Below are 25876 nucleotides of genomic sequence, written 5' to 3' on the forward strand. Positions count from 1 at the left end.
GCTGACGCGACACCGTAGCGCGCGGCCCCGGATTGGCGAAAGGCCCCTCATGTGCCACTTCATCAAGCCGTTACGGTGCCGGCCCGGGACGGCCGTCAGTCCGGTGCGGTCGCCGGCGCAAGCCGGCGGGCCTCCATCCGGCGGCGCAGCCACCCCTTGACGGCCGGAACGTCCGGCAGGCGGCCCAGCAGCGGCCCGACCACCACCGTGATCAGCACGTACGCCGTGGCCAGCGGCGCCAGCCGGGGCTCCACGGCGGAGGACGTGACGGCCAGGCCCGCGATCACGATGGAGAACTCGCCCCGCGGCACCAGACCCAGCCCGGCGCGGAGCCGGCCGGGCAGCGCCACCCCCACCCGCCCGGCGGCGAGATATCCGGTCACCACCTTCGTGCCGATCGTCAGCACGGCCAGCCCGAGCGCCGGCAGCAGGACCGGCGGGATGTCCGCCGGGTTGGTGGCCAGGCCGAAGAACACGAAGAAGACCGCCGCGAACAGGTCGCGCAGCGGGGACAGCAGCTCGGTGGCGTTGTGCGCCACCGGACCGGACAGGGCGATGCCGACCAGGAACGCGCCGACCGCGGCCGAGACCTTCAGTTGGGCGGCCACGCCGGCCACCAGCAGCGTCAGTCCGAGCACGCCGAGCAGCAACGCCTCCGGATTGTTCACCGGAAAAATCGCCGAGATGGCCCGGCCGTACCGGGTGGCCACCAGCAGCACGACCACGACGGTGGCTACGGCCACCACGAGCGCGATCCCGCCGCCCAGCAGGCCGGTGCCGGCCAGCAGCGCGGTGAGCAGCGGCAGGTAGAGCGCCATGGCGAGGTCCTCGATCACGAGGACGGAAAGGATCACCGGGGTCTCCCGGTTGCCGAGCCGGCCCAGATCGGCCAGCACCTTGGCGATGACCCCGGACGAGGAGACCCACGTGACGCCGGCCAGCACCACCGCCGACAGCCACCCCCAACCCAGCAGCAGCGCGAAGGCCGCGCCGGGCAGGGCGTTGAGCACGCCGTCGATCAGGCCGGCGGGAGCGGCCGAGCGCAGGTTGCCGACCAGCTCGTCGGCCGAATATTCCAGGCCGAGCATCACCAGCAGCAGGATCACGCCGATCTCGGCGCCGGTGGCGAAGAACTCCTCGCTGGCGTTCAGCGGGAGCAGGCCGCCCTGGCCGAAGGCCAGGCCGGCGAGCAGGTAGAGCGGGATGGGGGACAGGCCGATCCGCCGGGCGAGCCGGCCGAGCATGCCGAGGCCGAGCAGCAACGCCCCGACCTCGATGAGCAGGACGGTCGTCTCGTGGTGCATCCTCCTCAGCCGTCCGGCAGCATCTGGGCGAGAATCCGGGATACCCCGTCGATGCCGTCGCGGGTGCCGACCACCACCACCACGTCACCGGCGGCGAACACGAAGGACGGGTCCGGCGAGGCGATCACCTCGGCCTCCCGCAGCACCGCCACGATGGAGGCGCTGGTCCGGGTCCGGGCCTTCGTGTCGCCCAGGGGGCGGCCGACGTACCTGGAGCCGGCGGGGATGAGGATCTGCTCGGTGAGCAGCCCGGCGGCCTGCTGCCGCAGCCCGGCGAGCTGGCCGAGCATCAGCGAGGCGCCGAGGACGTCGGCCAGCGCCTCCGCCTCGTCGTCGGTGAGCGGGACGCTGGCCGCGCACGAGTCGGGGTCGTCCTGGTCGTAGAGCACGAGATCGCGGCGTCCGTTGCGGTGGCTCACCACGCCGATCCGCCGACCGGAGTCGGTGATCACGTCATGGCGTACACCGATGCCGGGCAGGGTCGTCTGCTCCACGCGTACTCGCACGTCGTCCAGGCTACCGAGTCCGGCCGTCGATGATTCGCGGCCGGCGGTGGGTGGAGATCCCGGCGCCGGGTCGGGATCATCTCCGGTATGACCCGGAGTCGTCGCCGCGCCGCCGGCGCGCTCGCGCTCGCCGTGCTGCTGCTGGCCGCGCCGGGCTGCTCGATCGGCAAGGTACGCCGGGCCGTGCCGCCGTCCGGACCGGCCGGCACCGCCACGCCGGCCGGTACGGCGCCGGTCGTCGCGGTCCGCACGGCCCGGGTGCCGGTGCCGGACGACTTCCGGCTCCAGCAGCTTGACTTCGTCACCGCGGAGCGCGGGTACGCGCAGTTCACCCGCTGCGGCACGGTCACCGATCCGAGCGGAAGCCGACCGAGCTGCGCGGCCAGCCTGCTGCGCACCGACGACGGCGGACTGTCCTGGCGGCCGCTCCGGCATCCCCGGCCGGAGGCGGCCAGCCACCAGCTCGTGGTCACCCGGGACGGCGATCTGTTGCTGTGGGCCGCGCCGAACTGGTACCGGTCCACCGACGGCGGCCGCAGCTTTGCCCGGGTCGCCGGGGGCGCCGAGCAGGAGATCCCGGACGCCTTCCAGGAGAGCCTTTCGCGGTTCCAGCACGACACCGCGCGGCCGGAACGGATCGTCGACTGGCGCGGCGGCCGGGCCCGGCCCGTTCCGGCGCCCCCCTCGGTTCCCGGGAACAGTGTCCTGACGTACCGGAAGGGGCAGCTGTGGGCGACCGGGGTGGCCGGCGGCTGGCCCGTGGTGGCGCTCTCCACCGACGATGGCCGGACCTGGCGGCCGACCCCGGTCCCGGATCCGGGCCCGCCGGACATCACCGTCGTACAGGTGGAGGTCGCCCCCGACGGGGAGCCGTGGCTGGTCGTCCGGTCCGCCGATCCGGCCCGCCCGCCCGCGTTGTGGCGCTACCAGTCGCCGCCCGGGGCGACCGATCCCGGCGCCACCGAGCTGCGGGCCTGGGCGCCGGTGCCCGCGACCGGCCTGCCGGCGGCTCGGGCCGAACAGGTGCTGCCGATCGGTGGTGGTCTGCTGCTCACCTCGGGACCGGCCGGCAACGGCCTGGTGGCGGCGGACCGGTACCGGGCCCTGGACTGGCCGCTGAACAACCAGGGGATCGAGGTGCTCTCCGACGCCACCGTCCTGGTGCCGTCGCCCGGCGGTGACGGGCCGCTGCTCGGCGTCGGTACGGGTGCGGACCGGACCTGGTTCCGGATCGTGCTGGTACCGGAGTGATCAGCGGAGGGACGATGGATCGATGAGGGTCCGGTTCCGGTCCGCGGCGGCGCTCGCCGCCGTGCTGCTGCTCGCGCCGGCCGGCTGCGGTATCGGGGACGTCCGCCGGACCCCGGCCCGGCCCAGCGCGCCGGCGAGCGCCCGGCCGAGCCTCGACGAGCCCTGGCCGGTCCGCACCGCCCGGGTGCCGGTGCCGGCCGACTACCCGTCCTGGACGGTCCGGTTCACCGACGCGGAGACCGGGTACGTGCTGTTCTCGCGCTGCTACGCGACCAGCCTCGGCGCCGAGCCGGGCGGCACGCCGCCGCCGCCGGAGTGCCCGGGCGTGCTGCTGCGGACCCTGGACGGTGGCCGGCACTGGACCTCCCTGCCGCTGCCCCGGGCCACCGCCGCCAACTTCCAGCTGTTCGCCCGGGATGACCGGCTGGTGCTGGTGGCCGAGCCGCACGGCTGGTACGCCTCGACGGACCGGGGCAGCACGTTCAGCCACCCCTCCGCGCGGACGGATCCACCGCCGGCGGCGTACTTCATGGTTCAGGGACGCTTCCAGGTGTGCTGCGACCGGGACCGGCGGCCCCCGGCGGTGCTGGAGTGGGCGGCCGACCGGGCGCGCCCGCTGGCCCGCCAGCCGGACGTGCCGGGGCTGGCGGAGGTGGCGTACGCGAACGGCCGGCTGGTGGCCACCGGGGTGCGGGACGGGCGGCCGTACGCGGCCATCTCGCCCGACGACGGGCGGACCTGGCGCTCCACCCCGGTGCCGGCGCCCGGCGGCCGGTTGGGTCGGCTGGAGCCGCAGGTCGACGGCGGCGATGCGTGGCTGGTGGGCTGGCCCGCCGACAATCGCCAGTTCCCGACGCTGTGGCGGCTCGTCGGCGACGCGTGGCGGCCCGAGTCGGCGGCCGGACATCCGGACCTGGCCTACGCGGTGACCGCCATCGGCGACGGCGTGCTGGCGGTGCAGGGATCCGCCGGCGCGGGGGTGGTGGTTGCCGGCCGGTACCGGCGGGCGGCGTGGCCGGCCGTCGGAGACCTCACCCTGCTGGCGGACGGGGCGTTGTGTGTGGTGACCGAGGCGTACCCGCGGACGATCTGGCTGGGCCGCGGCGCCGGGGTGGACCGGCGATGGGTCCGGCTCGAGTTGGTCACCGAGTGACCGGCGTCACAGCCTAGACTTGAGCGGAATAGACTCAAGTCTGGTTGTGTCATGCCTAGTGGACACACCTGACCCCGGGGGAGCCATGAACGCCGAACGCCTTACCACCAAGAGCCGCGAGGTCATCACCGGCGCGGTTGCCATCGCCAACCAGCGGGGGCATGCCACCGTCGAGCCGTGGCACCTGCTGCTCTCGCTGCTGGACACCGGCGGCTCGACCGCGGCCGCCCTGCTGCGCGCCACCGGGGCCAACCCGGCCGACGTCCGGCGGGCCGCCGCCCGGGCCGTCGAGAACCTGCCGGCCGCCCGCGGCTCCAGCGTGGCCGAGCCCAGCCTGTCCCGCGAGTTCGTCAACGCCGTCGGGGCCGCCGAGCAGATCGCCCGGCCGCTCGGCGACGAATACACCTCGACCGAGCACCTGCTCGCCGGGCTGGCCCGGGTGGGCGGGGCGGTGGCGCAGGCGCTCAAGGCCGCCGGCGCCACCGAGGAGACCCTGGTGGCCGCGTTCCCGACGGTTCGCGGCGGCGACCGCCGGGTGACCACGGCCGATCCCGAGCAGACGTACCAGGCGCTGGAGAAGTACGGCGTCGACCTCACCGAGCGGGCCCGCGAGGGCAAGATCGACCCGGTCATCGGCCGGGACTCGGAGATCCGCCGGGTGGTCCAGGTGCTCTCCCGGCGTACGAAGAACAACCCGGTGCTCATCGGCGAGCCCGGCGTCGGCAAGACGGCGATCGTGGAGGGCCTGGCCCAGCGGATCGTGGCCGGCGACGTGCCAGAGTCGCTGCGGGACAAGAAGCTCGTCTCGCTGGACCTCGGCGCCATGGTGGCCGGCGCGCAGTACCGCGGCCAGTTCGAGGAGCGGCTCAAGTCGGTGCTCGAGGAGATCAAGAACTCCAACGGCCAGGTCATCACGTTTTTGGACGAGCTGCACACGGTGGTGGGCGCCGGCAAGGGCGAGGGCTCGATGGACGCCGGCAACATGCTCAAGCCGATGCTCGCCCGCGGCGAGCTGCGGATGGTCGGCGCCACCACCCTGGACGAATACCGCGAGCACATCGAGAAGGACCCGGCGCTGGAGCGCCGGTTCCAGCCAGTGCTGGTCGGCGAGCCGACCATCGAGGACACCATCGGCATCCTGCGCGGCCTCAAGGAGCGGTACGAGGTGCACCACGGCGTACGCATCACCGACGCCGCCCTGGTGGCCGCGGCCGCGCTGTCCGACCGGTACATCACCGACCGCTTCCTGCCGGACAAGGCCATCGACCTGGTCGACGAGTCCGCGTCCCGGCTGCGTATGGAGATCGACTCGCGGCCGGTCGAGGTCGACGAGATCGAGCGGGCCGTCCGCCGGCTGGAGATCGAGGAGATGGCGCTGGCCAAGGAGCCGGACGAGGCCTCGGCCGAGCGGCTCGAGCGGCTGCGCAAGGAGCTGGCCGACAAGCGCGAGCAGCTCACCGCGCTGTCGGAACGCTGGCAGCTCGAGAAGAGCCACATCGCGCGGCTGTCCGCCGCCAAGGAGGAGCTGGAGCGGCTCGGCGGCGAGGCCGAGCGGGCCGAGCGGGACGGCGAGCTGGAGCGCGCCGCCGAGCTGCGCTATGGCCGGATCCCGGAGCTGCGTGCCGACCTTGCCCGGGCCGAGCAGGAGCTGGCCGGGCTGCAGGCCGACGGCGGGATGCTCAAGGAGGAGGTCGGCGCCGACGACATCGCCGCGGTGGTCGCCTCCTGGACCGGCATTCCGGCCGGTCGGCTGCTGGAGGGCGAGACCGCGAAGCTGCTGCGGATGGAGGACTCGCTCGGCGCCCGCGTGGTGGGCCAGGCCGAGGCCGTGGCCGCGGTCTCCGACGCCGTACGGCGGGCCCGCGCCGGCGTGGCCGACCCGGACCGCCCGACCGGCAGCTTCCTGTTCCTCGGGCCCACCGGTGTCGGCAAGACCGAGCTGGCCAAGGCGCTCGCCGAGTTCCTCTTCGACGACGAGCGGGCCATGGTGCGGATCGACATGAGCGAGTACGGCGAGAAGCACTCGGTGGCCCGCCTGGTCGGCGCCCCGCCCGGATACGTCGGGTACGAGGAGGGCGGCCAGCTCACCGAGGCGGTGCGCCGCCGGCCGTACTCGGTCATCCTGCTGGACGAGGTGGAGAAGGCCCACCCGGACGTCTTCGACGTGCTGCTGCAGGTGCTCGACGACGGCCGGCTGACCGACGGTCAGGGCCGCACGGTGGACTTCCGCAACGCCATCCTGATCCTCACCTCCAACCTCGGCTCGTCGGTGATCACCGACCTGACGCTGAGCGAGGAGGAGCGCCGGGAGGCGGTGCTCGCGGTGGTCCGGTCGGAGTTCAAGCCGGAGTTCCTCAACCGGCTCGACGACATCGTGGTGTTCGCCAGCCTCGGCGGCGAGCAGCTGCGGTCGATCGTGGACATCCAGCTGGACCGGCTGCGCCGCCGGCTGGCCGAGCGCCGGCTCACGCTGGACGTGTCCGACCCGGCCCGCACCTGGCTGGCCGAGCACGGGTACGACCCGATCTACGGCGCCCGGCCGCTGCGCCGGCTCGTGCAGACGGCCATCGGCGACCAGCTCGCCAAGGCGCTGCTGAGCGGCCAGATCCGCGACGGCGACACCGTGCGGGTCGACCTGTCCGACACCAAGGACGCCCTCGCGGTAACCCGCCCCTGACCGGCCTGGTCGGTCAAGAAGTCAGCGGCGATTCGATCTCCGATGTCGCCGCCAACTTCTTGATCGATGTGCGGGTCGAGGGGTGGGTGCCGGGCGGGTGGGGAAAGGGAGTGGGCATGCTGGGACGAGGCAAGCGGGACCGGGAACTCGACGACGCGATCCGGGAGTTGGCGGAGGCCGACACCCTCGCCTTCGGTGGGGTGGGCTTCGCCGGCCAGACCCTGCCACCCACGGCCGCGTACGAGGCCCTCGAACGGCTGCTGCCGGACCGCGCCGAGGAACTGCGGGAGCGGCTGACCACGATCCTGGCCGACGGCTCCCCGGCCGGCAAGGCGTACGCCGCCAGCCTGCTCGGTCGGTTCGACGCGGCCGCGGCACGGGCGGCCTGGGAGTCGCTGACCGAGGACCGCGGCGAGCTGACCACGTTCGTCGGCTGCGTCATGGGCCGCACCACCCTCGGCGAGTACGCCCGGGACCGGCTGCGCCCGGACGAGGACTGAGCCCGGGCTCCCCGCAGGATCCGGTCGGCGGGTCCCCTGCCGTTTGTCGCCCAACGCTGGCAGGGTATCGATGACCAATCTCGTGGATCTAGGAAGGGAGAGCCCGTGTCGGAACCGAGCAATCCGGCCGCGCCGGCGCCCGGTGTGCGATCGAGCAGCGTCACCATCTCGACATATCTGCTGTACGCGGTCGCCGCTCTGCAGGTGATCAGCGCGATCGTGGCGTTGTCCGTTCTCGGCAAGATCAATAGCGTCTACAAGGAGTTGTACGCCGGCACCTCCGCGGAGGGCGCCGAGTCGTTCGCCACGGTCGGCGCGATCGTCGGCGTCGTGGTCTCGTTGCTGCTCGCGGTCGCCTACGTGGTTCTCGGCATGTTCAACAACCGCGGCAAGAACGCCTCGCGCATCGTGACCTGGGTGCTGGCCGGCATCGGCGTCTGCTGCACCGGCGGCGGGCTGGCCGGCCGCGGCCTGACCGGTTCGATGGGCGGCAACGGCGGCAACGCCGACGTGCCCAGCGCCACCGAGGTGCAGAACCGGCTGAACGACGTGCTGCCGTCCTGGTACGGGCCGGTCGCCGCGATCCTGTCGGTGCTCGCGGTGCTCGCCCTGCTTGCGGTGATCATCCTGCTCGCCCTGCCCGCCTCCAACGCGTTCTTCCGGAAGCCGCAGCCCGGGTTCGAGCCGCCGACCCCGGGGGCCGCCTACCCGTACCCGCAGACCCCCGGATACCCGTCGGCGCCCGGCGAGTCCCAGACCCCCGGCTACCCGCCGTCGTCCGGCCAGCCGGGCCAGTGGCAGCCGGGCCAGGGCCAGGCGGGCGAGGGCACGCCGCCCCCGCCGGCGGAGGGCCCCGGCGGCTACGGCGCCGAGGGGCAGGGTCCCGGAACGCACGGGCCCGGGTCGTTCGGCCCCGGATCGCACGGTGACCGGCCGGAGGACGAGGCCGGTCCGCCGGCGCGGTAGCGCGCCCGCCCCTGGCGCGCCGCCGACCGGACCGACGGCGCGGCGTACCGGTGCGGCTGACGTTCCGCCGGGCGATCCCTCCGGGTAGGTTGCGAACCAACCGCAAACCCGGAGGGATCGCCCGTGTCGTACCCAGGATCGGCGCCGGTCGCCGAGGCGGATCCACACCGGCCGGCCGCGCCGGTCCGCCCGGGCCGGCGTCGGCCGGTCGCCGTGACCGGCGCGGCGGCGCTGCTGACCCTGATGGCCGCGGTCGGGCTGGTGCACGCCCTGATCGGACTGTCGATCCTGAGTGGCACCGTGGCCCGGTTCCGGTCGGCAACGGCCAGCACGGCCGCCGACCACGCCCAGCTCACCGTCGCCGTGACGCTCATCCGCGGCGCGGCGGCGCTGGCCACGTTGATCGCGGTGGGCATGGCCGTGTTGCTGGGCCTGCTGGCCCTCGGTCTGCTCCGCGGCACCCGCGGGTCCCGGCTGGCCGTCTGGGCCGTCAGCGCCATCGGGCTGCTGCTCGGCTGTGGCGCCCTGGCGGTCACCGGCCTGCAGCGGGTCGTACCGCTGGACTTCCGGCCCGAGGACCTGGCAACCGAGCAGCTCGTCCGGGCCGCGGCCGGGGCGTACCCGGCCTGGTGGGCGCCGCTCGGCGCCGCGCTGTCGACGGGCCAGGCCCTCGGCTACCTTGTGGTGGCGCTGCTGCTGGCGCTGCCGGCGGCCAACGCGTACTTCGACCGGACCGATGCGGACTTCCCGGCCGCCGACCGACCGGTGAGATGAGGAACCGACAGTGACCGAGGCCGAGCCCGTTCCCGCGCCCGCCGTCGCCGCCCGGGATGGCGGCACCGCGCTGATCACCGGCGCCACCTCGGGGATCGGTGCGGCCTTCGCGCGCCGGCTCGCCGCCGACGGCCGCCGGTTGGTGCTGGTAGCCCGGGACGGCGACCGGTTGGCGGGCACCGCGGCCGAGTTGACCGCGCGGCACTCCACGGCCGTCGAGGTGCTGCCGGCGGATCTGGCCAGCGAGGACGGCTGCGCGGCGGTGGCGGACCGGCTGCGCGACGGCGCGGACCCGGTCGAGATGCTGGTGAACAACGCGGGCATCAGCCTGAACCGGCCGTTCCTGCGGTCCGCCGTCGAGGACGAGATCCGGCTGCTGCGGTTGAACGTGCATGCGGTGCTCCGACTGACCCACGCGGTCCTGCCTGGCATGGTGGAACGGCGTCGTGGGGCAGTGATAAATGTCTCTTCGGTTGCCGGTTTCGGTGCGGTGATGCCCGGCTCGACCTACTCGTCGAGCAAGGCCTGGGTGACCAACTTCAGCGAGTCGGTGGCCCAGTCCGTGCGGCCGTTCGGCGTACGGGTGCTGGCGCTGTGCCCGGGCTACACGCGCACCGAGTTCCACGACCGGGCCGGGATCAACATGACCAAGACGCCCCCCTGGCTCTGGCTGCGTGCCGACGATGTGGTCGCCGAAGGCCTGCGTGACCTGCAGAAAGGGCGGCTGGTCAGCGTTCCGGACTGGAAGTACAAGCTCGCCGTCTTCGGCCTGCGGCACACGCCGCGGCGGTTGCTCCAGGGCGTCGCCCGGGACACCCGCGGACGGCTCGGCCGCGACCAGGGCTGAACCGTCACGGCCGGTGGCCGGGCCGGCGCGGCGGACAGTCGTACGTCGATGTGGGCCGCCGCGCGGCTCGGCCGGTGCGGCCGGGGCACTCAACGAGTTCTCAGACTCGGGCAGTACGATCCTGCGGCATGGGGGACCACGACGACCTGCGTAAATTCATCACCGACCTGGCTGTGATCCATGGACCGGTGGTGTTGTCGTCGGGCCGCGAGGCGGATTGGTACATCGATCTCCGTCGGGTCACGCTGCATCACGCGGCCGCCCCGTTGGTCGGTCGGGTGCTGCTCGACCTCACCCGTGACTGGGAGTACGACGCGGTCGGCGGGTTGACCCTCGGAGCTGACCCGGTCGCCGCGGCCATGTTGCACGCGGGGGCGTCGCTGGGCGGGTCGCTCGACGCGTTCGTCGTCCGCAAGTCCGCGAAGACACACGGGCTGCAACGGCGGATCGAGGGACCGGGCGTGGCGGGTCGTCGGGTCCTTGCCGTGGAGGACACGTCGACCACGGGGGGGAGTGTGCTGACCGCCGTCGAGGCGTTACGCGAAGTTGGCGCCGAGGTCGTGGGAGTGGCGGTTATCGTCGATCGTGGAGCCGGCGAAGCGGTGCGGGACGCCGGATTGCCCTACCGGGCGGCCTACACGATGGCTGACCTCGGCCTTCTGGCGTAAAAGTTTGCCGATTCGGATCTGCTGATATGCAGGCGGGTCGATGCTGCAAGTGGAAGGATGGAATACGTGGGAACTGCGTTGGCCGAAATGACAATGCCTCAGATCTCGCCGCTTGCCGGCGAGCCGATCGAACGTGCCGACGCCGAGCGACTGGCGGGAGTGCTCAAGGCACTCGCCGACCCGGCTCGGCTGCGGCTGCTCAGCCTCATCCAGTCGGCGCCCGAGGGCGAGGCGTGCGTGTGTGACCTCACCGCGCCGCTCGGACTCTCCCAGCCGACGGTGAGCCACCACCTGCGAATCCTGACCGAGGCGGGTCTGCTCGAGCGGGAGAAGCGGGGCGTGTGGGCGTATTACCGGCTGGTGCCGACGGCGATCGCCACGATCGCCGATCTGCTCACCCCGCCGCGTAAGCGCGCCACCAAGAAGGCTCGCTGAGCTTCGGGTTCGGCGGCGGATCACGCCGCCGGACGACGGTCGTCCGATGCCCGTCCGCGGTTCGGATGCGCATTGGGCGACCGTCAGCTACACGCTGCGCGTGACATCCCTCGGGGTGCCGTGCGGCGCCTCCGCGCGCCGTCGCGGTCAGCACCAAGCCTGTCGCTGATGTCGGGTGTCCGGGAAATCCCGGGACCCAACATCAGCGACGTCGTGTCTCCGAGCGGATCCCGCGCCGTGCCGTCGGGCGGTCAGCGTCCGCCGTCGTGCCGGTGCCGCGGGCTGTGCTGCCCGCGCTCGCGGTCGTCCTGGTGCTCGCCGCGCAGCGTCTCGGCGGCGCCGGCCGCGCCGGACGAGGCCACCACCTCCAGCGCCTTTGCCCGTCGCCGGGACCGTCGGTCCCGCAGCAGCTCCAGCAGGATGGGCAGCACCGAGATCAGGATGATCACCGCGACGACCGGCAGGATGTACTTGTCGATCTGATCGCCGATGGCGTCGTAGATCTGCCGGGCCAGCAGGTAGCCGATCAGCAGGATGCCGTCCACCCAGAGCACGGCCCCGACGATGTTCCACACCAGGAACTGCCGGGCCGGCATGCCGAGCACCCCGGCCACCGGGTTCAGGAAGGTCCGCACGATCGGGATGAAACGAGCCAGCACCACCGCCTTGGCCGGGCCGAACTTGCGGAAGTAGTACTCCGCCTTTTCGACGTACTCCCGCTTGAACAGCCGGGAGTTCGGCCGCTCGAACATCCGGCGGCCGTACCGGGCGCCAAGGAAGTGCCCGAGCTGGGCGCCGAGGATCGCGCAGATCGGACCGCCGATGAGCAGCGCGGGCAGCGACAGCCGGGTCCCACCACCGAAGATGGCGTCGGCCACCGACGACGCCGCCACGCCGGCCAGGAACAGCAGCGAGTCCCCCGGGAAGAAGAACCCCACCAGGAGACCCGTCTCGGCGAAGAGGATCACGCAGACCCCGATCAGCCCGAAGGTGTGCAACAGGTCCTTCGGATCAAGCGGGTTGATCGCCAGGTTGTCGGAGAGTGCGCGGATGTGCTCGGCGGTGTCCACGGGCACAAAGGGTACCGGCATCGGCCGGGGCGCCGGGCGTGAGTGCCGGGCGGCCGCCCCGGCCACCGGCGGCCTCCGTCAGTGGTCGTAGTCGTCGTCCGGGCCGACCACCCGGGCCTGTTCCATGGCGTCCCAGTCGTCGACCTCGAGCCCGCGGTGCGGTACGTCCGGCTCGGCGCTCGGGTCCGCGACCGTCGCCTGCTCCACGGCGTCGTCCTCCGGCGCCTCCGGGTCGCGTTCCTCCGGCGTGAGGTGGTCGCCCGGGGCGAAGTCCTCGTCTGGCTGGGTCATCCCGCCTCCTCTGTCGCCGATCACGGAACGGTCCATCCACCGTACGGGCTGTGCCGGTCGCCCGCGACCGACTCTCCTGCCCGTTGCGCCCGGGACGAAACCGCGGGGGCCGGCCCGGAACCGCGCGGGTCGGCGAATTGACGGCCGGCGGCGGCCGTCGGGTGCCAGGATGGGAGCGTGGCGTTCCTGATCCGGCTCGTGATCAACGCGTTCGCGCTGTGGGTCACCACCCTGGTCGTCGACGGGATCGACGTGACGGCCCGCACGGCCGGCGGCAAGGCCGGCACCGTGCTCGTGGTGGCCCTGATCTTCGGCGTGGTCAACGCCGTGCTGAAGCCGATCATCCGGGTGGTCGGCTGCGTGTTCTACGTCGTCACGCTCGGCCTGTTCGCGCTGGTCGTCAACGCGCTGCTCTTCCTGCTGACCGGCTGGATCGCCGAGCGGTCCCACCTGCCGTTCTCGGTGAACGGCTTCTGGGCGGCGTTCTGGGGTGCGATCGTCATGGCGGTGCTCAGCTGGATCATCAGCCTCGTGGTCCCCGACCGGGCCGAGCGCGGGTGAATCGGGGGGCGTGGGACGGGTACCGGTCGGTTGTGCCCACGCCGGTGCGCTACGGGATACTGCCGGCACGCAGACAACGCGGTCAGGCGCACCCGCCCAGGACAGCGGCCCGCCGGGGCCCAGAGCGATATGAGTAAGGAGCCTTCGAGATGCCCATCGCTTCGCCCGAGGTGTACGCCGAGATGCTCGACCGGGCCAAGGCCGGCCGGTTCGCGTACCCCGCGATCAACGTGACGTCGTCGCAGACCCTGAACGCCGCCCTGCAGGGGTTCACGGAGGCGGAGAGTGACGGCATCGTGCAGGTCTCCACCGGCGGCGCCGACTACCTCTCCGGTCCCACCATCAAGGACATGGTGACCGGCGCCGCGGCGTTCGCCGCGTACGCCCGCGAGGTGGCCCGGAACTACCCGGTCAACGTCGCGCTGCACACCGACCACTGCCCGAAGGACAAGCTGGACAAGTTCGTCCGGCCGCTCATGCAGCTGTCCAAGGAGCGGGTGAGCCGCGGCGAGGAGCCGCTGTTCCAGTCGCACATGTGGGACGGCTCCGCCGTGCCGGTCGCCGAGAACCTGGAGATCGCCAGCGAGCTGCTGGACCGGGCCGCCGAGGCCAAGATCGTGCTGGAGATCGAGGTCGGCGTCGTCGGCGGCGAGGAGGACGGCGTCGAGAACGCCATCAACGAGAAGCTCTACACCACGGTCGAGGACGGCCTGGCCATGGTGGATGCGCTCGGCCTCGGCGAGAAGGGCCGCTACATGGCCGCGCTCACCTTCGGCAACGTGCATGGCGTCTACAAGCCCGGCAACGTGAAGCTGCGCCCCGAGGTGCTGAAGAACATCCAGGAGGCGGTGGGCGCCAAGTACGGCAAGGAGAAGCCGCTCAGCCTGGTCTTCCACGGCGGGTCCGGTTCGCTGCTGTCGGAGATCCGCGAGGCGCTGGACTACGGCGTGGTGAAGATGAACATCGACACCGACACCCAGTACGCCTTCACCCGGCCGGTGGCCGACCACATGCTGCGCAACTACGACGGCGTGCTGAAGGTCGACGGCGAGGTCGGCAACAAGAAGATGTACGACCCGCGCGTCTGGGGCAAGGCCGCCGAGGCCGGGATGGCCGCCCGGGTGGTCGAGGCCTGCGAGGCGCTGCGCTCGACCGGCACGAAGATCGGCAAGTAGCCGGCAGGGTCGAGCTGGGGCATGTGGTCGCTGGTTGATCTCCGATCGCGACCGTGTGCCCCGGCTCGACATGCCCTAGCTCGACGGCGGTGTGGGGGGCGTTGCCGGCGCGGCGGTGAGCAGCCGGACCGCCTCGGTCAGGTCGTCGGTGACCTGGATGAGCGGGCTCAGGTCGCCGCCCCGGGCGCCGGCCAGCAGCGGCCGCAGCAGGCTCTCAACCGGCAGCGTCCGGGTCCAGTAGTCCCGGCCCAGGAAGACGTACGGACCGCTGGCGCCGTCCGTGCCATAGAACGTCTTCGTGGCCGCCTGGAACACCTCCTGTACGGTCCCGGCCTGACCGGGGGCGAAGACGATGCCGCCACGGGCCAGCCGCAGGATGGTGTCCTCCCGGATGGCGTTCGAAAAGTACTTCGCGATCCGCCCGGCGAACAGGTTGGCCGGCTCGTGGCCGTACAGCCAGGTCGGGATGGCCAATCCGCCCCGGCGCGCCCAGGCCGGCGGCACCGGGACCCGCGACCCGGACGGACCCGGCTCGGCCTCCGCCGGTGGGCGGGACCGGGGCACGACGGCCGGGGCCGGGAAGCGGTCCCGGACTGCCAGCGCCGCGGCCGTGTACGGTCCGTGGTCCGCGAAGTCGGGCGCGGTGGCCAGCAGGTCGATCGCCGCGCCGAGGTCGTCGGTGGGCCGGCTCGCGAGGAATGCGCCGAGGTTGGCCGCCTCCATCACCCCGGGGCCGCCGCCGGTGACCACCAGCCGGTCGGCCCGGGCCAGCTGCCAGCCGAGCGCGGCGGCCATCCGGTACGCGGGCTCGCCGCGCAGCACCGCGTGCCCGCCCATGATGCCCACCACGGTCGCCGGCCCGTGCGCGGCGAGCCAGGAGCGGATCGCGTCGGCCAGCGCGTTGTCGATCCCGTGATCGTGCAGCCGCTGCGCCAGCGCCTCCCGGACCGGCGGCAGCGCCCCACCGGTGTGCCGGAAGTGCTCGTACACCCGGGTGTCGTACATGGTCGCGAAGCCACCCTCGGCGAACCCCGCGGTCAGGTCGTCGGCGGTGTAGAGCCGGGCCGGCTGGGTGGGGTAGGGCACGTCCCGGAACGGCGGTACGACGTGCGCCCCGCGCCTCACCAGCGCCGCCTCGACCTCCGGGTCGGCGAAGTGGCAGCCCACGAAGAGCGTGTCGGTGACGTCGACCCCGACCAGGTCCGGCGCCGGATGCTGATCCAGCCGCAGTCCCTGCACGGTGAGCCCGGCCAAGCTGCCGGCCCGCAGGTGGGGTTCGAGTTCGGCCCGGGATTCGATCTCGTTCGGCGTGGTGTCGTGCGGTTCCACGATCTCGGGTGGCGGAGGGCTGGGCACGACCGCCATCATGCCGGTCGGCCGGCGCCGGGGGCCGCGCCGGGGCGGTGTCCGGACAGGGCGAGAGCCCGGCGACTGGTCGCCGGGCTCTCGCCGCCGGTTCCTGGGGAGGCTCCGGACCCTCAGTTTTAGTGCAGCGCGCGGCCGGCCGCACCGGCGTACCGGGTGGATCTCCTCCACCGTTCAGCCAGCCCACCACCGCCCCGGTGTGCCCACCCCCGCTCCGAGCGGGTTGAATGGGCCGATGCAGAACCTCTTGCCCGAGCCGCCGGCAACGCTCCTGCCGACCGACGAGGCCGCCGAGGCGGTCCTCGCCGGAGCCGACGCGCAGAACACCGACGAGGCGTACGCCGCGGTGGCCGCGGAGTTTCCGGCCTTCAGCGCCGGCTGGGCCGCCCTGGCCGGGCGGGCGCTGGACGAGGGCCAGGTGGTGGCCGCGTACGCGTACGCCCGCACCGGATACCACCGCGGGCTGGACCAGTTGCGGCGCAGCGGCTGGAAGGGCCACGGCCCGGTGCCCTGGTCACACGCGCCCAACCGGGGCTTCCTGCGCTGCCTCTACCTGCTCTCCCGGGCCGCCGGCGAGATCGGTGAGTCCGACGAGGCGGCCCGGTGCGCCCAGTTCCTCCGGGACTGCGACCCGGCCGCCGGGGACGCGCTGGCCGGCAGCTGACCCGGCCGCCGAGGCCCGTTACAGTCCCTCGGCCACCGCCGCGGCGATCTTGAGCCAGGCGTCCCGGGTGGCCGAGGTGAGCTGCCCGTACCGCATCGGCTCGCCGGTGTCGATGAGCCGCTCGTATGGCGCCAGCAGCACCGCCCGGGTCCGGGCCGCGAAGTGCCGCTCGATGGCCGGCAGGTCGATCTCCTTGCGGGACGGCGGCATGGAGACCACCGTCACGGCCTGCCGGACGAGCCGGTGCCGGCCGCTCTGCTCGAGGTGGTCGAGCATCCGGGCCGCCGTCTCGGCGGAGTCGTTCCGGGCGGACATCGTGATCAGCAACTGGTCGGTGGCGTCGATGGCCGCCTGCCAGTTCTGCGCCCGCACGTTGTTCCCGGTGTCCACGAAGATCAACTTGTAGAACCGGCTGACGACCTCGCGGATCTCCCCGAAGGCCCGGGCCGTCAGCATCTCGCCGCCGGTGGCCGACTCGTCGGAGGCCAGCACGTCGAACATGCCCTCGCCCTGCGCGCGGACGTACTGGGAGAGGTCCCCGATCCGGCCGTGCGCGCCCTGGAACTGGCCCAGGTCCCGCAGCAGGTCACGGACCGTACGGGAGTGGAAGTCCTGCTGGGCCCGCATCCCGAGGGTGCCCTGGGTCTCGTTGTTGTCCCAGGCCAGCACGTACCCGCCGCGCTTCTGGCCGAAGGTCATCGCCAGCAGCAGGATGGCCACGGTCTTGCCGGCGCCGCCCTTGGGGTTGACCACCGTCACCTGACGCAGCCCGCCGAAGTTGCGGCGGACCATCTCGATGTCGCGCTTGATGTCCTGCTCGTGCCGGCTCGGGGCGAGCCGCACCAGGCCCAGCTTGTTGACGGCCGCCCGGACCCCCATGGTGGCCACCGGGTCGGCCGGCCGGACCGCCCGGCGCTGGGCGAACTCCTCGGCCGTCGGCACCGACGGGTCGGGCACCCACGGCGTGTCGTCGTACTCGCCGGCGGCGGGGGCGCCGGGATAGCCCGGGGTCGGCGCCGGGCCTGGCGGCGCCGGGTAGCCGGCCGCCGCGCCGTAGCCGGGCGGCGGCGTCCAGGTCGGCGGCTGTGGCGGGTACGGGCCGGGATGCGGCGGTTCCTCCGGCCCGTCGAACCGCGCGCCCTCGACCTGCGGCGGCGGGCCGTCCGGCCGCGACACCGGCGGCAACGGCCGGGCCGGCCCGGCCCAATCGGGCTGCGCCGGCGAGGCGTGCCAGCTCGGCTCCCCCGGCCAGGGCCCGGGCGGATCCGCCTCCCCGGTGAAGGTCGCCTCCGCGGGCGACCCGGGCTCCGCGGCGAAGGCGGCCGGCCCGGGGAAGGCAACCTCCGCAGGCGGCGCGGCCTCGCCGGGCCACGGTGACGGACCCGGCGGTGCCTCGCCGGGCCATGGACCGGGATCGGTGACCGCCGTCTCGGCCCCCGGCGCCGGCGGCCGGGCGGGCGGCTGTGCCCACGGAGACGCCGCCTCCGGTCGGACAGGTCCCGCCGGTGGGCCGGCCGGGCCGTCCGGCGCGCCGGGCGGCCCGCTGCTGTCCGGCCCGGTGGGCGGATCGTCGTGGTCGAACGGCTGGGCGAGGCCGCCCGCGCCGTTCGGTCCGGCCGCGGCCGGACCGAGCTTCACCGATCCGCCGGCCGCCGGTGGGCCCACGGGCCCACCGCTGGGCGGGGTGAAATCCGGGCCGTCGCCGGCCGGGGCGTCCCGCGGCCCGATCACCGGCCACGCCCGGGTGGGCAGGTCGCCGGTCGGGGCCGGGGGCGGGTCGGCGGGCAGGCCGGCGCCCGGCGCGGGCCTGATGACCGGGGGGATTCCCGGAATGTCCGGCGCGGGCGGCAACGGCGCGCTGGCGTCCGGCGTCGCCTGGTCGTCGATCCCGGGCTGGGACGCGGTGACCCACGGCGGCAGCGGCTGGGTGGTCGCCCAGGACGGCGCGTCGCCGGGAGTCGGTTGGTCGCCGCCGGCGTACGCCGGCTCGGCGCCCTCGCCGGCCGGCCGTTCCCGCAGCCAGGACGGTACGGGTGGCGTACCCGATCCGGGTGCCGGCGTGCCGGACGACGGCCCGGACGCGCTCGCGGGGTCGGCGGCCGGCGGCGTGCCGCGGTGGATCTCCCGCGCCTCCGGATCGGTCTCCTCCTCCGGCGGCCAGAACGGCTCACCGGCCCGCTGCGGACCCGAGCCTCCCTGGCCGGGCACGTACACCCTGTCGTCGTGCACCACGGATACCTCCCCCATCTCCCATGCCGAGGATATGCCCGCCGGGCAGTACGGCACGGATCCCGGTCGATCGAGCTACCCGGACACGCTCGGGTCGAAAACCGCCCATGCCCCGGGCTCGACCCACCAGGACCGCTTCCTGGTCAGCTCGCCGCCCACCCCGTCGTCCAGGTAGGACACCCGTTCGGTACGCGGGTTCACCGCCACCGCGCGACCCCGGGCGCGACGGATCTCGACGCGGACCCGGGGGCGGCGGGTCCAGCCGGAGCGCGCGACCACCGGCACCGCCACGGCCACCTCCACCAGCCCGTCGGCCGGATCGGTGGCCGTCAGCAGCGGCACCCCCTCCACCTCGGCGTACCCCCCGGCGTTGCCGACGACGCAGGCCAGCAGTTGCTCCTGCCCGTCGGACAGCACGGCGCCGTCCACCTCGACCCGACCCTGCCACGGCCGGGGCGTTCCGCTCTCGTCCGCGCCGCCGATCAGGGCGCCGTCCAGGGTCACCGAGCCGCCATCGTTGCGCAGCAGATCCAGCCGCCGGACCCGGCCGGTCAGCACCGCGCCGGCCACCTCCGCGGGGCTCCTCGGCAGGCCGAGCTGGGCGATCAGGTCGGTGGCGCCGGACCCCGGACCCCGGGCCGGATCGAGCGGCAGCAGTCCGATCGCCGGCAGGTCCGGAATCGTGCGGTTGGGGGCAAGGTCCGCCGGGCGGCGGCTGGGCGGTGGCGCGTACCGGCGCACCAGCCGGCGCAGGACGGCCCGCAACTGGCCGTCGCTGGCCACCGCCACCACCAGCCTGGCCTTGCCGTCGGAGTCCGGCCAGCTGAGCCCGTCCGGCCGGGGCGACCCGTCCAGGCGGGCGAGCGCGGCATCGATCTCGGCGTCCGAGTGGGCCGTGACCGTGCTCACCCGGGCGCCCGCCCGGGTGAGGGCGTCGGCGCAGGCCAGCACGGGCACCCGGGGCGCATCCGCGCAGCCGTCCCCGCCGCAGCCGTCCGAGCCCGGGCGGTCGGAGCCGCAGCCCTCCGAGCCCGCGCGGTCGGAGCCGAGGGCGAGCAGCACCACGTCGTACACGGCCGGGGCCTCCTTCGATGATCCGGCCGCTGCGGCCCGGACCACCACTAGTTGTTAACCTGACTCACCGGGCTTGTCGCGCGGTCGCCACCTGGGCACCCGAGCCCCTTGGAGGCGGTTTCACGATGCCAGCGATCGTGCTCATCGGCGCACAGTGGGGCGACGAGGGCAAGGGCAAGGTTACCGACCTGCTCGGGGAGCGGGTTCACTACGTCGTCCGCTACTCGGGCGGCAACAACGCCGGGCACACGGTGATCACCCCGGACGGCCAAAAGTACGCCCTGCACCTGATGCCTTCGGGTGCGCTCTCCCCGAACGCCAAGATCGTAATCGGCAACGGCGTGGTGGTGGACCCGAAGGTCCTGCTCGAGGAGATCGACGGCCTCGCCGCGCGCGGTGTCGACGTGTCCCGGCTGCGGATCTCCGGCGACGCGCACCTGATCATGCCCCACCACCGGGCGCTGGACCGGGTGGTCGAGCGCTACCTCGGGTCGGCCCGGATCGGCACCACCGGTCGCGGCATCGGTCCCGCGTACGGCGACAAGGTGGCCCGGATGGGCATCCGGGTCCAGGACCTGCTCGACCCCGGCATCCTGCGCAAGAAGCTCGACCTCGTGCTGCGCGAGAAGAACCAGATGCTGTTCAAGGTCTACAACCGCAAGGCCATCGACGCCGACGCGGTGGCCGAGGAGTACCTCGAGTACGCGGCGCGGCTGCGGCCGTACATCACCGAGACCCGGGCGCTGCTCTGGGACGCCCTGGACCGCGGCGAGAACGTGCTGCTGGAGGGCGCCCAGGCGACCATGCTGGACATGGATCACGGCACCTATCCGTTCGTGACCTCGTCGAACCCGACCGCCGGCGGGGCCTGCGTGGGCGCTGGCATCCCGCCGACCGCCATCGGCCAGGTGATCGCGGTGAGCAAGGCGTACACCACCCGGGTCGGCGCCGGGCCATTCCCGACCGAGCTGTTCGACGCGAACGGCGAGCACCTGCGCAAGGTCGGCGTGGAGTACGGCACCACCACCGGCCGGGAGCGGCGGTGCGGCTGGTTCGACGCCGTGGTGGCCCGGTACGCCTGCCGGCTCAACGGCGTCACCGACCTCGTGGTGACGAAGCTGGACGTGCTCACCGGCCTGGAAAAGGTGCCGATCTGCGTCGGCTACGAGATCTCCGGCGAGCGGGTGGACGACATGCCCATGACGCAGACCGCGTTCCACCACGCCAAGCCGGTGTACGAGGAGCTCGACGGCTGGTGGGAGGACATCTCCAAGGCCCGCTCCTGGGACGAGCTGCCGCTCAACGCCCGCCGCTACATCGAGCGGATCGAGCAGCTCTGCGGCACCCGGGTCAGCGTCATCGGCGTAGGCCCCGGCCGCGAGGAGAACGTGGTCCGTCACGACCTCCTCTGAGGGCCGGCGCAGCCGAGGCGACCCGTAGGATGCGGGGTCGTGCGCGTACTTCTTCTCGGCGGGGGTGGGCGGGAGCACGCCCTGGCCCTCGGCCTGGCCACCGACCCGAGCGTCGACCACCTGATCGCCGCGCCCGGCAACCCGGGCATCGCCACGCTGGCCGAGCTGCGGGAGGTGCGGACCACCGATCCGGCCGCGGTGGCCGCGCTCGCCGTGGAGACCGCCGTCGATCTCGTGGTGATCGGCCCGGAGGCGCCGCTGGTGGCTGGGGTCGCAGATGCCGTACGCGCCAAGGGCATCGCGGTGTTCGGTCCGTCGGCGGCGGCCGCGCACCTCGAGGGCTCGAAGACCTTCGCCAAGGAGATCATGGCTGCCGCCGGGGTGCCCACGGCCCGGGCCCGGACCTGCGAGAACCCCGCCGAGGTGGCCGCGGCGCTGGACGAGTTCGGCGCGCCGTACGTGGTCAAGGACGACGGCCTGGCCGCCGGCAAGGGTGTGGTGGTGACCGACGACCGGACGGCCGCCGAGCGGCACGCCGCCGAATGCGGCCGGGTGGTCATCGAGGAGCACCTGGCCGGCCCGGAGGTCTCGCTCTTCGTGGTGACGGACGGGGAGGCGGCCGTCCCGCTGCTGCCGGCCCAGGACTTCAAGAGGATCGGTGACGGCGACACCGGGCCGAACACCGGTGGCATGGGGGCGTACGCACCACTGCCGTGGGCGCCGGCCGGCCTGGTCGACGACGTACTGGCCCGGGTGGTGGGGCCCACCCTGGCCGAGCTGCGCCGCCGCGGTACGCCGTTCGTCGGCCTGCTCTACGTGGGTCTCGCGCTCACCGCTAGCGGACCCAAGGTGATCGAGTTCAACGCCCGGTTCGGTGATCCGGAGACGCAGGTCGTGCTCACGCTGCTCGACAGCCCGCTCGGTGCCCTGCTGCACGCTGCGGCCACCGGCACGCTGGCCGCACACCCGCAGCTGCGGTGGCGGCCGGGCGCGGCCGTCACGGTGGTCGTCGCCGCGGCCGGCTACCCGGGTACGCCCCGGACGGGCGACCCGATCACCGGCGCCGAGCGCCCCGGCGTGATCCACGCCGGTACCGCCCGATCGGCCGACGGCACCCTGGTCTCGGCCGGCGGCCGGGTACTGGCCTGTACGGCCGTCGCGACCGGGCTGGTGGCCGCCCGCGAGGCCGCGTACGCCCTGGTCGACGGCATCGGCCTGGCCGATGCCCAGTACCGTCACGACATCGCGCTGGCCGCCGCCGAGCACCGGATCGGCCTCCCAGGCTGAGTCGCGCCCCGGACCATCCCGCCACCCCAGGTCGGGCTCGGATCCGCGCGTCGTACCGATCCGCCATCGAACGGGCGGTCGGCTGGCGGAAGATCCTGGCCGTTCCGGTCGGTGGAACGTCAGCGACCTCACCGGGCTTCCATGAGGTCGCTGACGTACCACCGACCGCCGGGCCCTAATGCGGTCGCGCCGGACGTCCGGGTGAGACAGGGTGGACGGATGCTGATCAGGGAGGCGACCGCCGGGGACTGGCCGGCGATCTGGGCGTTCTTCCGGCAGATCGTGGCGGCCGGGGAGACGTACAGCTATGACCCGGACATGCCCGAGGAGCGGGCCCGGGAGATCTGGATGCTGGCCCCGCCGGGCCGGACGTTCGTGGCGGTGGACGACTCCGGCGTCGTGGTGGGCTCGGCCAAGCTGAACCCCAACCAGGGCGGGCCGGGCGCGCACGTGGCCAGCGCCAGCTTCATGGTCGATCCGGACCACGCCGGCCAGGGCGCCGGTCGGGCCCTCGGCGAGTACGTCATCGAGCGGGCCCGGTCGGACGGCTACCGGGCGATCCAGTTCAACGCGGTGGTGGAGACCAACACCCGGGCCGTGCGGCTGTGGCGGTCGCTCGGCTTCGAGGTGCTGGCCACCGTGCCGGAGGCGTTCCACCACCCGAAGCACGGGTACGTCGGCCTGCACATCATGCACCGCCGGCTTGGCTGACGAGGCTGCGTTAACAAGGGCCCCTTGCTATACCAAAAGCGATAACAAGGGGCCCTTCCTTCCGGGCGGGTCAGCCGCGGTACTGGCGGAGGTCGCGGGCGACCACCTTGCCGGTGGCGTTGCGCGGCAGGTACGGCGGGAAGTACACGTCCCGGGGGACCGAGAACCGCGCCCGGTAGTGCCGGACGTATTCGCGCACGGCCTCCGCGTCGAGCGTCTCGCCCCGGTGCAGCACCACGTACGCGGCCAGCCGCTGCCCGTACTCCTGATCCGGTACGCCGATGACGGCCACCTCGCGGACCTGCGGCAGGCCGGCCAGCAGGTCCTCCACTTCGGAGGGAAATACGTTCTCGCCGCCGGAGACGATCATGTCGTCCTGCCGGCCGTCGACGTACAGCAGTCCGTGCTCGTCCAGGTGACCGAGGTCGCCGGTGTCCATCAGCCCGTCCCGCCGCTCCCGGCCGTTGCCCGAGGTGTAGCCCTCGAACAGCATGTCGTTGCCCACGAAGATGCGCCCGGTCCGGCCGCGCGGCACCGGCGCGCCATGCTCGTCGAGGATGGCCAGCCGGGTGCCGTGCGGCGGCCTGCCCGCGGTGGTCGGGGCGCGCCGCAGGTCGGCGGGGGTGGCGATCGATGCCCAGGAGACCTCGGTGGAGCCGTACAGGTTGTAGAGCACGTCGCCGTACAGGTCCATGAACCGCGGCGCGAGCCCGCCGGGCAGCGCGGAGCCGCTCACGGCCACCACCTCGACCGGGGGACGGCGCGCCGGCGGCGGCACCTCCAGCAGGCGTTGCAGCATCACCGGTACGGCGAACAGCGCCCGGCAGTCGTGCCGGTCGAGGGCCCGGAGGGTGGCCACCGGGTCGAACCGGCGGTGCAGCACGATCGTGGCGCGCAGCCCAAACCCGAGCTGGAGCGCCGCATAACCCCAGGTGTGGAAGATCGGTGCGGTGATCAGCATCCGATCATGGACGTTCAACGGGATCCGGTCGATGATCGACACGAGCGGGCCGAAGTTGCTCGGCGTACGCCGCCGGGCGCCCTTCGGAGCACCGGTGGTGCCGGAGGTGAGCACGATGGTGCGGCCGCTGCGGGCCGGCGGCCGGAGCGGCTCCGGCGGCGCGGTGGCGATCAGTTCCTCGTGCCGCCGCTCGTCGACCCGATGGATGTGGGCCGGCAGGCCGACCGTGCGGTCCGCGAACTCGGCGTCGTAGATGAGCACCCGTAGGTCCTGTTCCTGCGCCACCACGTCGAGCTGTGGCCCGGACAGGCCGGTGTTGACCAGCACCGAGTCGGCGCCCAGCAGGGACGCCGCCACGCATGCCTCGACGAGCCCGCCGTGGTTGCGGCACAGGATGCCGATCCGGCGCCCCTCCTCGAGGCCGAGGGAGCTGCGCAACGCCGCAGCCAGCCGCTCGGCCCGGCGGAGCAGGGCGCCGTACGTGATGCTGCCGTAACCATCGTCGACGAGCGCGACCCGGTCCGGGTCGCGGTCCGCCGCCTGCCGTAGCTCGCCGGCCAGGCTGTAGCCCCATTTTCGCAGCGTGTTCAGCTGGGAGAGCACCCGGCCGGGCGCTCCGGGGCTGAGCATGCCGCGGCGGGTGAGGGTGGCGACGACGAACGGTAGGTCCACAGGCTGTCCTTGGGGTCAGTGATCGATCGGGGCCTTCCTCCGGGGTGTCTCGCGAGGTCGCGGAACACCCTCTTGGTTGAATCGGCGACGGGGCGGCTGTTGTTACGTCAGCGGATCTGGCGGCCGGAGATTGCCCGCGAGATGACCAGGCGTTGGATCTCGGAGGTGCCCTCGAAGATGGTGTAGATCTTCGCGTCCCGGTACCAGCGCTCCACGGGGTGTTCCCGCAGGAAGCCGGCGCCGCCGAGGATCTGCACGGCCTTCTCGGTGACCGCCACGGCCACCTCGCCGGCCTTGAGCTTCGACATCGAGCCCTCGCCCGCGGTGAACGGCCGATTGTTGCGGCCCATCCAGGAGGCGCGCCAGACCAGCAGCCGGGCCGCGTCGATCTCCATCCTCATGTCGGCGAACGCGAACGCCACGGCCTGGTTCTCGATGATCGGCCGGCCGAACTGGACCCGGTTGCCCGCGTACTCCAGCGCGTACTCGTAGGCGGCCCGGGCCACCCCGATGGCCTGCGCCCCGACGGTCGGCCGGGACAGCTCGAAGGTCCGCATGGCGGCCTGGGACGCCGCCCGTTGCCCCGAGCGGGCGCGGGCCAGCCGTTCCTCGAGCGCCTCCCGGCCGCCGAGCAGGCAGGAGCCGGGGACCCGCACGTCGTCCAGGAACACGTCCGCGGTGTGCGACGCGCGCAGGCCGAGCTTCTTGAGCTTCCGGGTCGAGGCCAGCCCGGGGGTGCCGGGCGGGATCACGAACGCGGCCTGGCCGCGGGAGCCGAGCGACGGGTCCACCGAGGCGGTGACCACGTGCACGGCCGCGATCCCGCCGTTGGTGGCGTACGCCTTCTGGCCGTTGAGCACCCACTCGTCGGTGGCCTCGTGGTAGACGGCCCGGCTGCGCATGGCGCCGACGTCCGACCCTGCCTCGGGCTCGGTGGTGCAGAAGGCGCCCACGGCGGGCTCGTCGACGGTGCCGAAGCACTGCGGCACCCACTCGACGAGCTGCTCGGGCGTGCCGGAGCCATAGATGGCGGCCACCGCGAGCGAGGTGCCGAAGATGCCCAGCCCGATGCCGGCGTCGCCCCAGAACAGCTCCTCGCTGGCGATCGGCAGGGACAGGCCGGTGGGGTCGGCCCAGCAGTTGGCGAGGAACTCGAAACCGTACAGACCGATCTTGGCGGCCTCCTGGATGACCGGCCAGGGGGTCTCCTCGCGGGCGTCCCACTCGGCGGCGGCCGGGCGCACGGTTTCGCGGGCGAAGCCGTGCACCCAGTCGCGCAGGTCCCGCTGTTCCTCCGTCAGGTCAAGCGAGAACTCGGCCATG

Annotated in this window: 24 protein-coding genes; 15 read left to right on the plus strand and 9 right to left on the minus strand. The window is 73.3% G+C overall.

What is annotated here, in order from left to right:
• Positions 1-95: 95 nt before the first annotated feature.
• Together ACFFHU_RS03670 and ACFFHU_RS03675 are read right to left on the minus strand one after the other, a co-directional pair.
• The gene (locus tag ACFFHU_RS03670) at positions 96-1304 is read right to left on the minus strand and encodes a cation:proton antiporter (protein WP_377335632.1); all 1209 of its coding nucleotides are present in this window, start codon (positions 1302-1304) and stop codon (positions 96-98) included.
• A gap of 5 nt (positions 1305-1309) precedes the next feature.
• Positions 1310-1810, minus strand: a complete 501-nt coding sequence (locus tag ACFFHU_RS03675) for a cation:proton antiporter regulatory subunit (RefSeq protein WP_377335634.1) — start codon at positions 1808-1810, stop codon at positions 1310-1312.
• A gap of 87 nt (positions 1811-1897) precedes the next feature.
• On the opposite strand from ACFFHU_RS03675, the gene ACFFHU_RS03680 reads away from it, so the two are divergent.
• The 9 genes from ACFFHU_RS03680 (at position 1898) to ACFFHU_RS03720 (ending at position 11081) form a co-directional block, all read left to right on the plus strand.
• Positions 1898-3061 (plus strand): WD40/YVTN/BNR-like repeat-containing protein, encoded by a 1164-nt coding sequence (locus ACFFHU_RS03680; protein WP_377335636.1) that lies wholly within the window; start codon positions 1898-1900, stop codon positions 3059-3061.
• Between the two features lie 22 nt (positions 3062-3083).
• The gene (locus ACFFHU_RS03685) at positions 3084-4214 is read left to right on the plus strand and encodes a beta propeller repeat protein (protein WP_377335637.1); all 1131 of its coding nucleotides are present in this window, start codon (positions 3084-3086) and stop codon (positions 4212-4214) included.
• An 85-nt stretch (positions 4215-4299) separates the two neighbouring features.
• Complete coding sequence (gene clpB / locus ACFFHU_RS03690) at positions 4300-6891, plus strand: ATP-dependent chaperone ClpB (protein WP_377335638.1); 2592 nt, start codon at positions 4300-4302, stop codon at positions 6889-6891.
• Positions 6892-7007: 116 nt separating this feature from the next.
• Entirely contained in the window at positions 7008-7391 is a 384-nt protein-coding gene (locus ACFFHU_RS03695) for a hypothetical protein (RefSeq protein WP_377335639.1), read from the plus strand.
• Between the two features lie 105 nt (positions 7392-7496).
• Positions 7497-8357, plus strand: coding sequence for a hypothetical protein (locus ACFFHU_RS03700; RefSeq protein ID WP_377335641.1), 861 nt, complete (start codon positions 7497-7499; stop codon positions 8355-8357).
• Positions 8358-8480: 123 nt separating this feature from the next.
• Entirely contained in the window at positions 8481-9131 is a 651-nt protein-coding gene (locus tag ACFFHU_RS03705) for a hypothetical protein (RefSeq protein WP_377335643.1), read from the plus strand.
• Positions 9132-9141: 10 nt separating this feature from the next.
• Positions 9142-9978 (plus strand): SDR family NAD(P)-dependent oxidoreductase, encoded by an 837-nt coding sequence (locus ACFFHU_RS03710; protein ID WP_377335645.1) that lies wholly within the window; start codon positions 9142-9144, stop codon positions 9976-9978.
• A 128-nt stretch (positions 9979-10106) separates the two neighbouring features.
• Positions 10107-10646 (plus strand): orotate phosphoribosyltransferase, encoded by a 540-nt coding sequence (gene pyrE, locus ACFFHU_RS03715; protein ID WP_377335647.1) that lies wholly within the window; start codon positions 10107-10109, stop codon positions 10644-10646.
• Between the two features lie 57 nt (positions 10647-10703).
• Positions 10704-11081 (plus strand): ArsR/SmtB family transcription factor, encoded by a 378-nt coding sequence (locus tag ACFFHU_RS03720; protein ID WP_007073957.1) that lies wholly within the window; start codon positions 10704-10706, stop codon positions 11079-11081.
• Positions 11082-11332: 251 nt separating this feature from the next.
• Here the strand turns inward: ACFFHU_RS03720 and ACFFHU_RS03725 are convergent, their stop codons facing one another.
• Together ACFFHU_RS03725 and ACFFHU_RS03730 are read right to left on the minus strand one after the other, a co-directional pair.
• On the minus strand, positions 11333-12172 hold the full coding sequence (locus ACFFHU_RS03725; protein ID WP_377335649.1) for a DedA family protein: 840 nt from the start codon (positions 12170-12172) through the stop codon (positions 11333-11335).
• A 57-nt stretch (positions 12173-12229) separates the two neighbouring features.
• A complete protein-coding gene (locus ACFFHU_RS03730) occupies positions 12230-12442 on the minus strand; it encodes a hypothetical protein (protein WP_377335653.1) in 213 nt (70 codons plus the stop codon).
• A 177-nt stretch (positions 12443-12619) separates the two neighbouring features.
• On the opposite strand from ACFFHU_RS03730, the gene ACFFHU_RS03735 reads away from it, so the two are divergent.
• Together ACFFHU_RS03735 and fbaA are read left to right on the plus strand one after the other, a co-directional pair.
• On the plus strand, positions 12620-13003 hold the full coding sequence (locus ACFFHU_RS03735; protein ID WP_377335654.1) for a phage holin family protein: 384 nt from the start codon (positions 12620-12622) through the stop codon (positions 13001-13003).
• Between the two features lie 149 nt (positions 13004-13152).
• Complete coding sequence (gene fbaA / locus ACFFHU_RS03740; protein WP_377335655.1) at positions 13153-14178, plus strand: class II fructose-bisphosphate aldolase; 1026 nt, start codon at positions 13153-13155, stop codon at positions 14176-14178.
• 75 nt (positions 14179-14253) lie between these two features.
• Here fbaA and ACFFHU_RS03745 read toward each other — a convergent pair whose 3' ends face one another.
• The gene (locus tag ACFFHU_RS03745) at positions 14254-15543 is read right to left on the minus strand and encodes an LOG family protein (RefSeq protein ID WP_377336048.1); all 1290 of its coding nucleotides are present in this window, start codon (positions 15541-15543) and stop codon (positions 14254-14256) included.
• A gap of 235 nt (positions 15544-15778) precedes the next feature.
• Between ACFFHU_RS03745 and ACFFHU_RS03750 the strand changes: the two genes are divergently transcribed.
• The gene (locus ACFFHU_RS03750; protein ID WP_377335657.1) at positions 15779-16207 is read left to right on the plus strand and encodes a DUF3151 domain-containing protein; all 429 of its coding nucleotides are present in this window, start codon (positions 15779-15781) and stop codon (positions 16205-16207) included.
• Positions 16208-16225: 18 nt separating this feature from the next.
• Here ACFFHU_RS03750 and ACFFHU_RS03755 read toward each other — a convergent pair whose 3' ends face one another.
• Positions 16226-18454 (minus strand): MinD/ParA family ATP-binding protein, encoded by a 2229-nt coding sequence (locus tag ACFFHU_RS03755; RefSeq protein ID WP_377335659.1) that lies wholly within the window; start codon positions 18452-18454, stop codon positions 16226-16228.
• Positions 18455-18511: 57 nt separating this feature from the next.
• Positions 18512-19510, minus strand: coding sequence for a diacylglycerol kinase family protein (locus ACFFHU_RS03760; protein WP_377335661.1), 999 nt, complete (start codon positions 19508-19510; stop codon positions 18512-18514).
• A 125-nt stretch (positions 19511-19635) separates the two neighbouring features.
• Here ACFFHU_RS03760 and ACFFHU_RS03765 point away from each other — a divergent pair, with 125 nt between their 5' ends.
• The 3 genes from ACFFHU_RS03765 (at position 19636) to ACFFHU_RS03775 (ending at position 22920) form a co-directional block, all read left to right on the plus strand.
• Positions 19636-20922, plus strand: a complete 1287-nt coding sequence (locus ACFFHU_RS03765) for an adenylosuccinate synthase (protein ID WP_377335663.1) — start codon at positions 19636-19638, stop codon at positions 20920-20922.
• Positions 20923-20961: 39 nt separating this feature from the next.
• Positions 20962-22209, plus strand: coding sequence for a phosphoribosylamine--glycine ligase (purD, locus tag ACFFHU_RS03770; RefSeq protein ID WP_377335665.1), 1248 nt, complete (start codon positions 20962-20964; stop codon positions 22207-22209).
• 219 nt (positions 22210-22428) lie between these two features.
• The gene (locus ACFFHU_RS03775; RefSeq protein ID WP_377335667.1) at positions 22429-22920 is read left to right on the plus strand and encodes a GNAT family N-acetyltransferase; all 492 of its coding nucleotides are present in this window, start codon (positions 22429-22431) and stop codon (positions 22918-22920) included.
• Between the two features lie 70 nt (positions 22921-22990).
• On the opposite strand, the gene ACFFHU_RS03780 is transcribed toward ACFFHU_RS03775, so the two are convergent.
• Together ACFFHU_RS03780 and ACFFHU_RS03785 are read right to left on the minus strand one after the other, a co-directional pair.
• Positions 22991-24553: an AMP-binding protein gene (locus ACFFHU_RS03780; RefSeq protein WP_377335669.1), complete on the minus strand. Its 1563-nt coding sequence runs from the start codon at positions 24551-24553 to the stop codon at positions 22991-22993.
• A gap of 107 nt (positions 24554-24660) precedes the next feature.
• Positions 24661-25875: an acyl-CoA dehydrogenase family protein gene (locus ACFFHU_RS03785; protein WP_377335671.1), complete on the minus strand. Its 1215-nt coding sequence runs from the start codon at positions 25873-25875 to the stop codon at positions 24661-24663.
• Between the last annotated feature and the right edge of the window lies 1 nt (position 25876).

Source organism: Plantactinospora siamensis (genome assembly GCF_042434095.1).
Lineage (GTDB): Bacteria > Actinomycetota > Actinomycetes > Mycobacteriales > Micromonosporaceae > KBS50.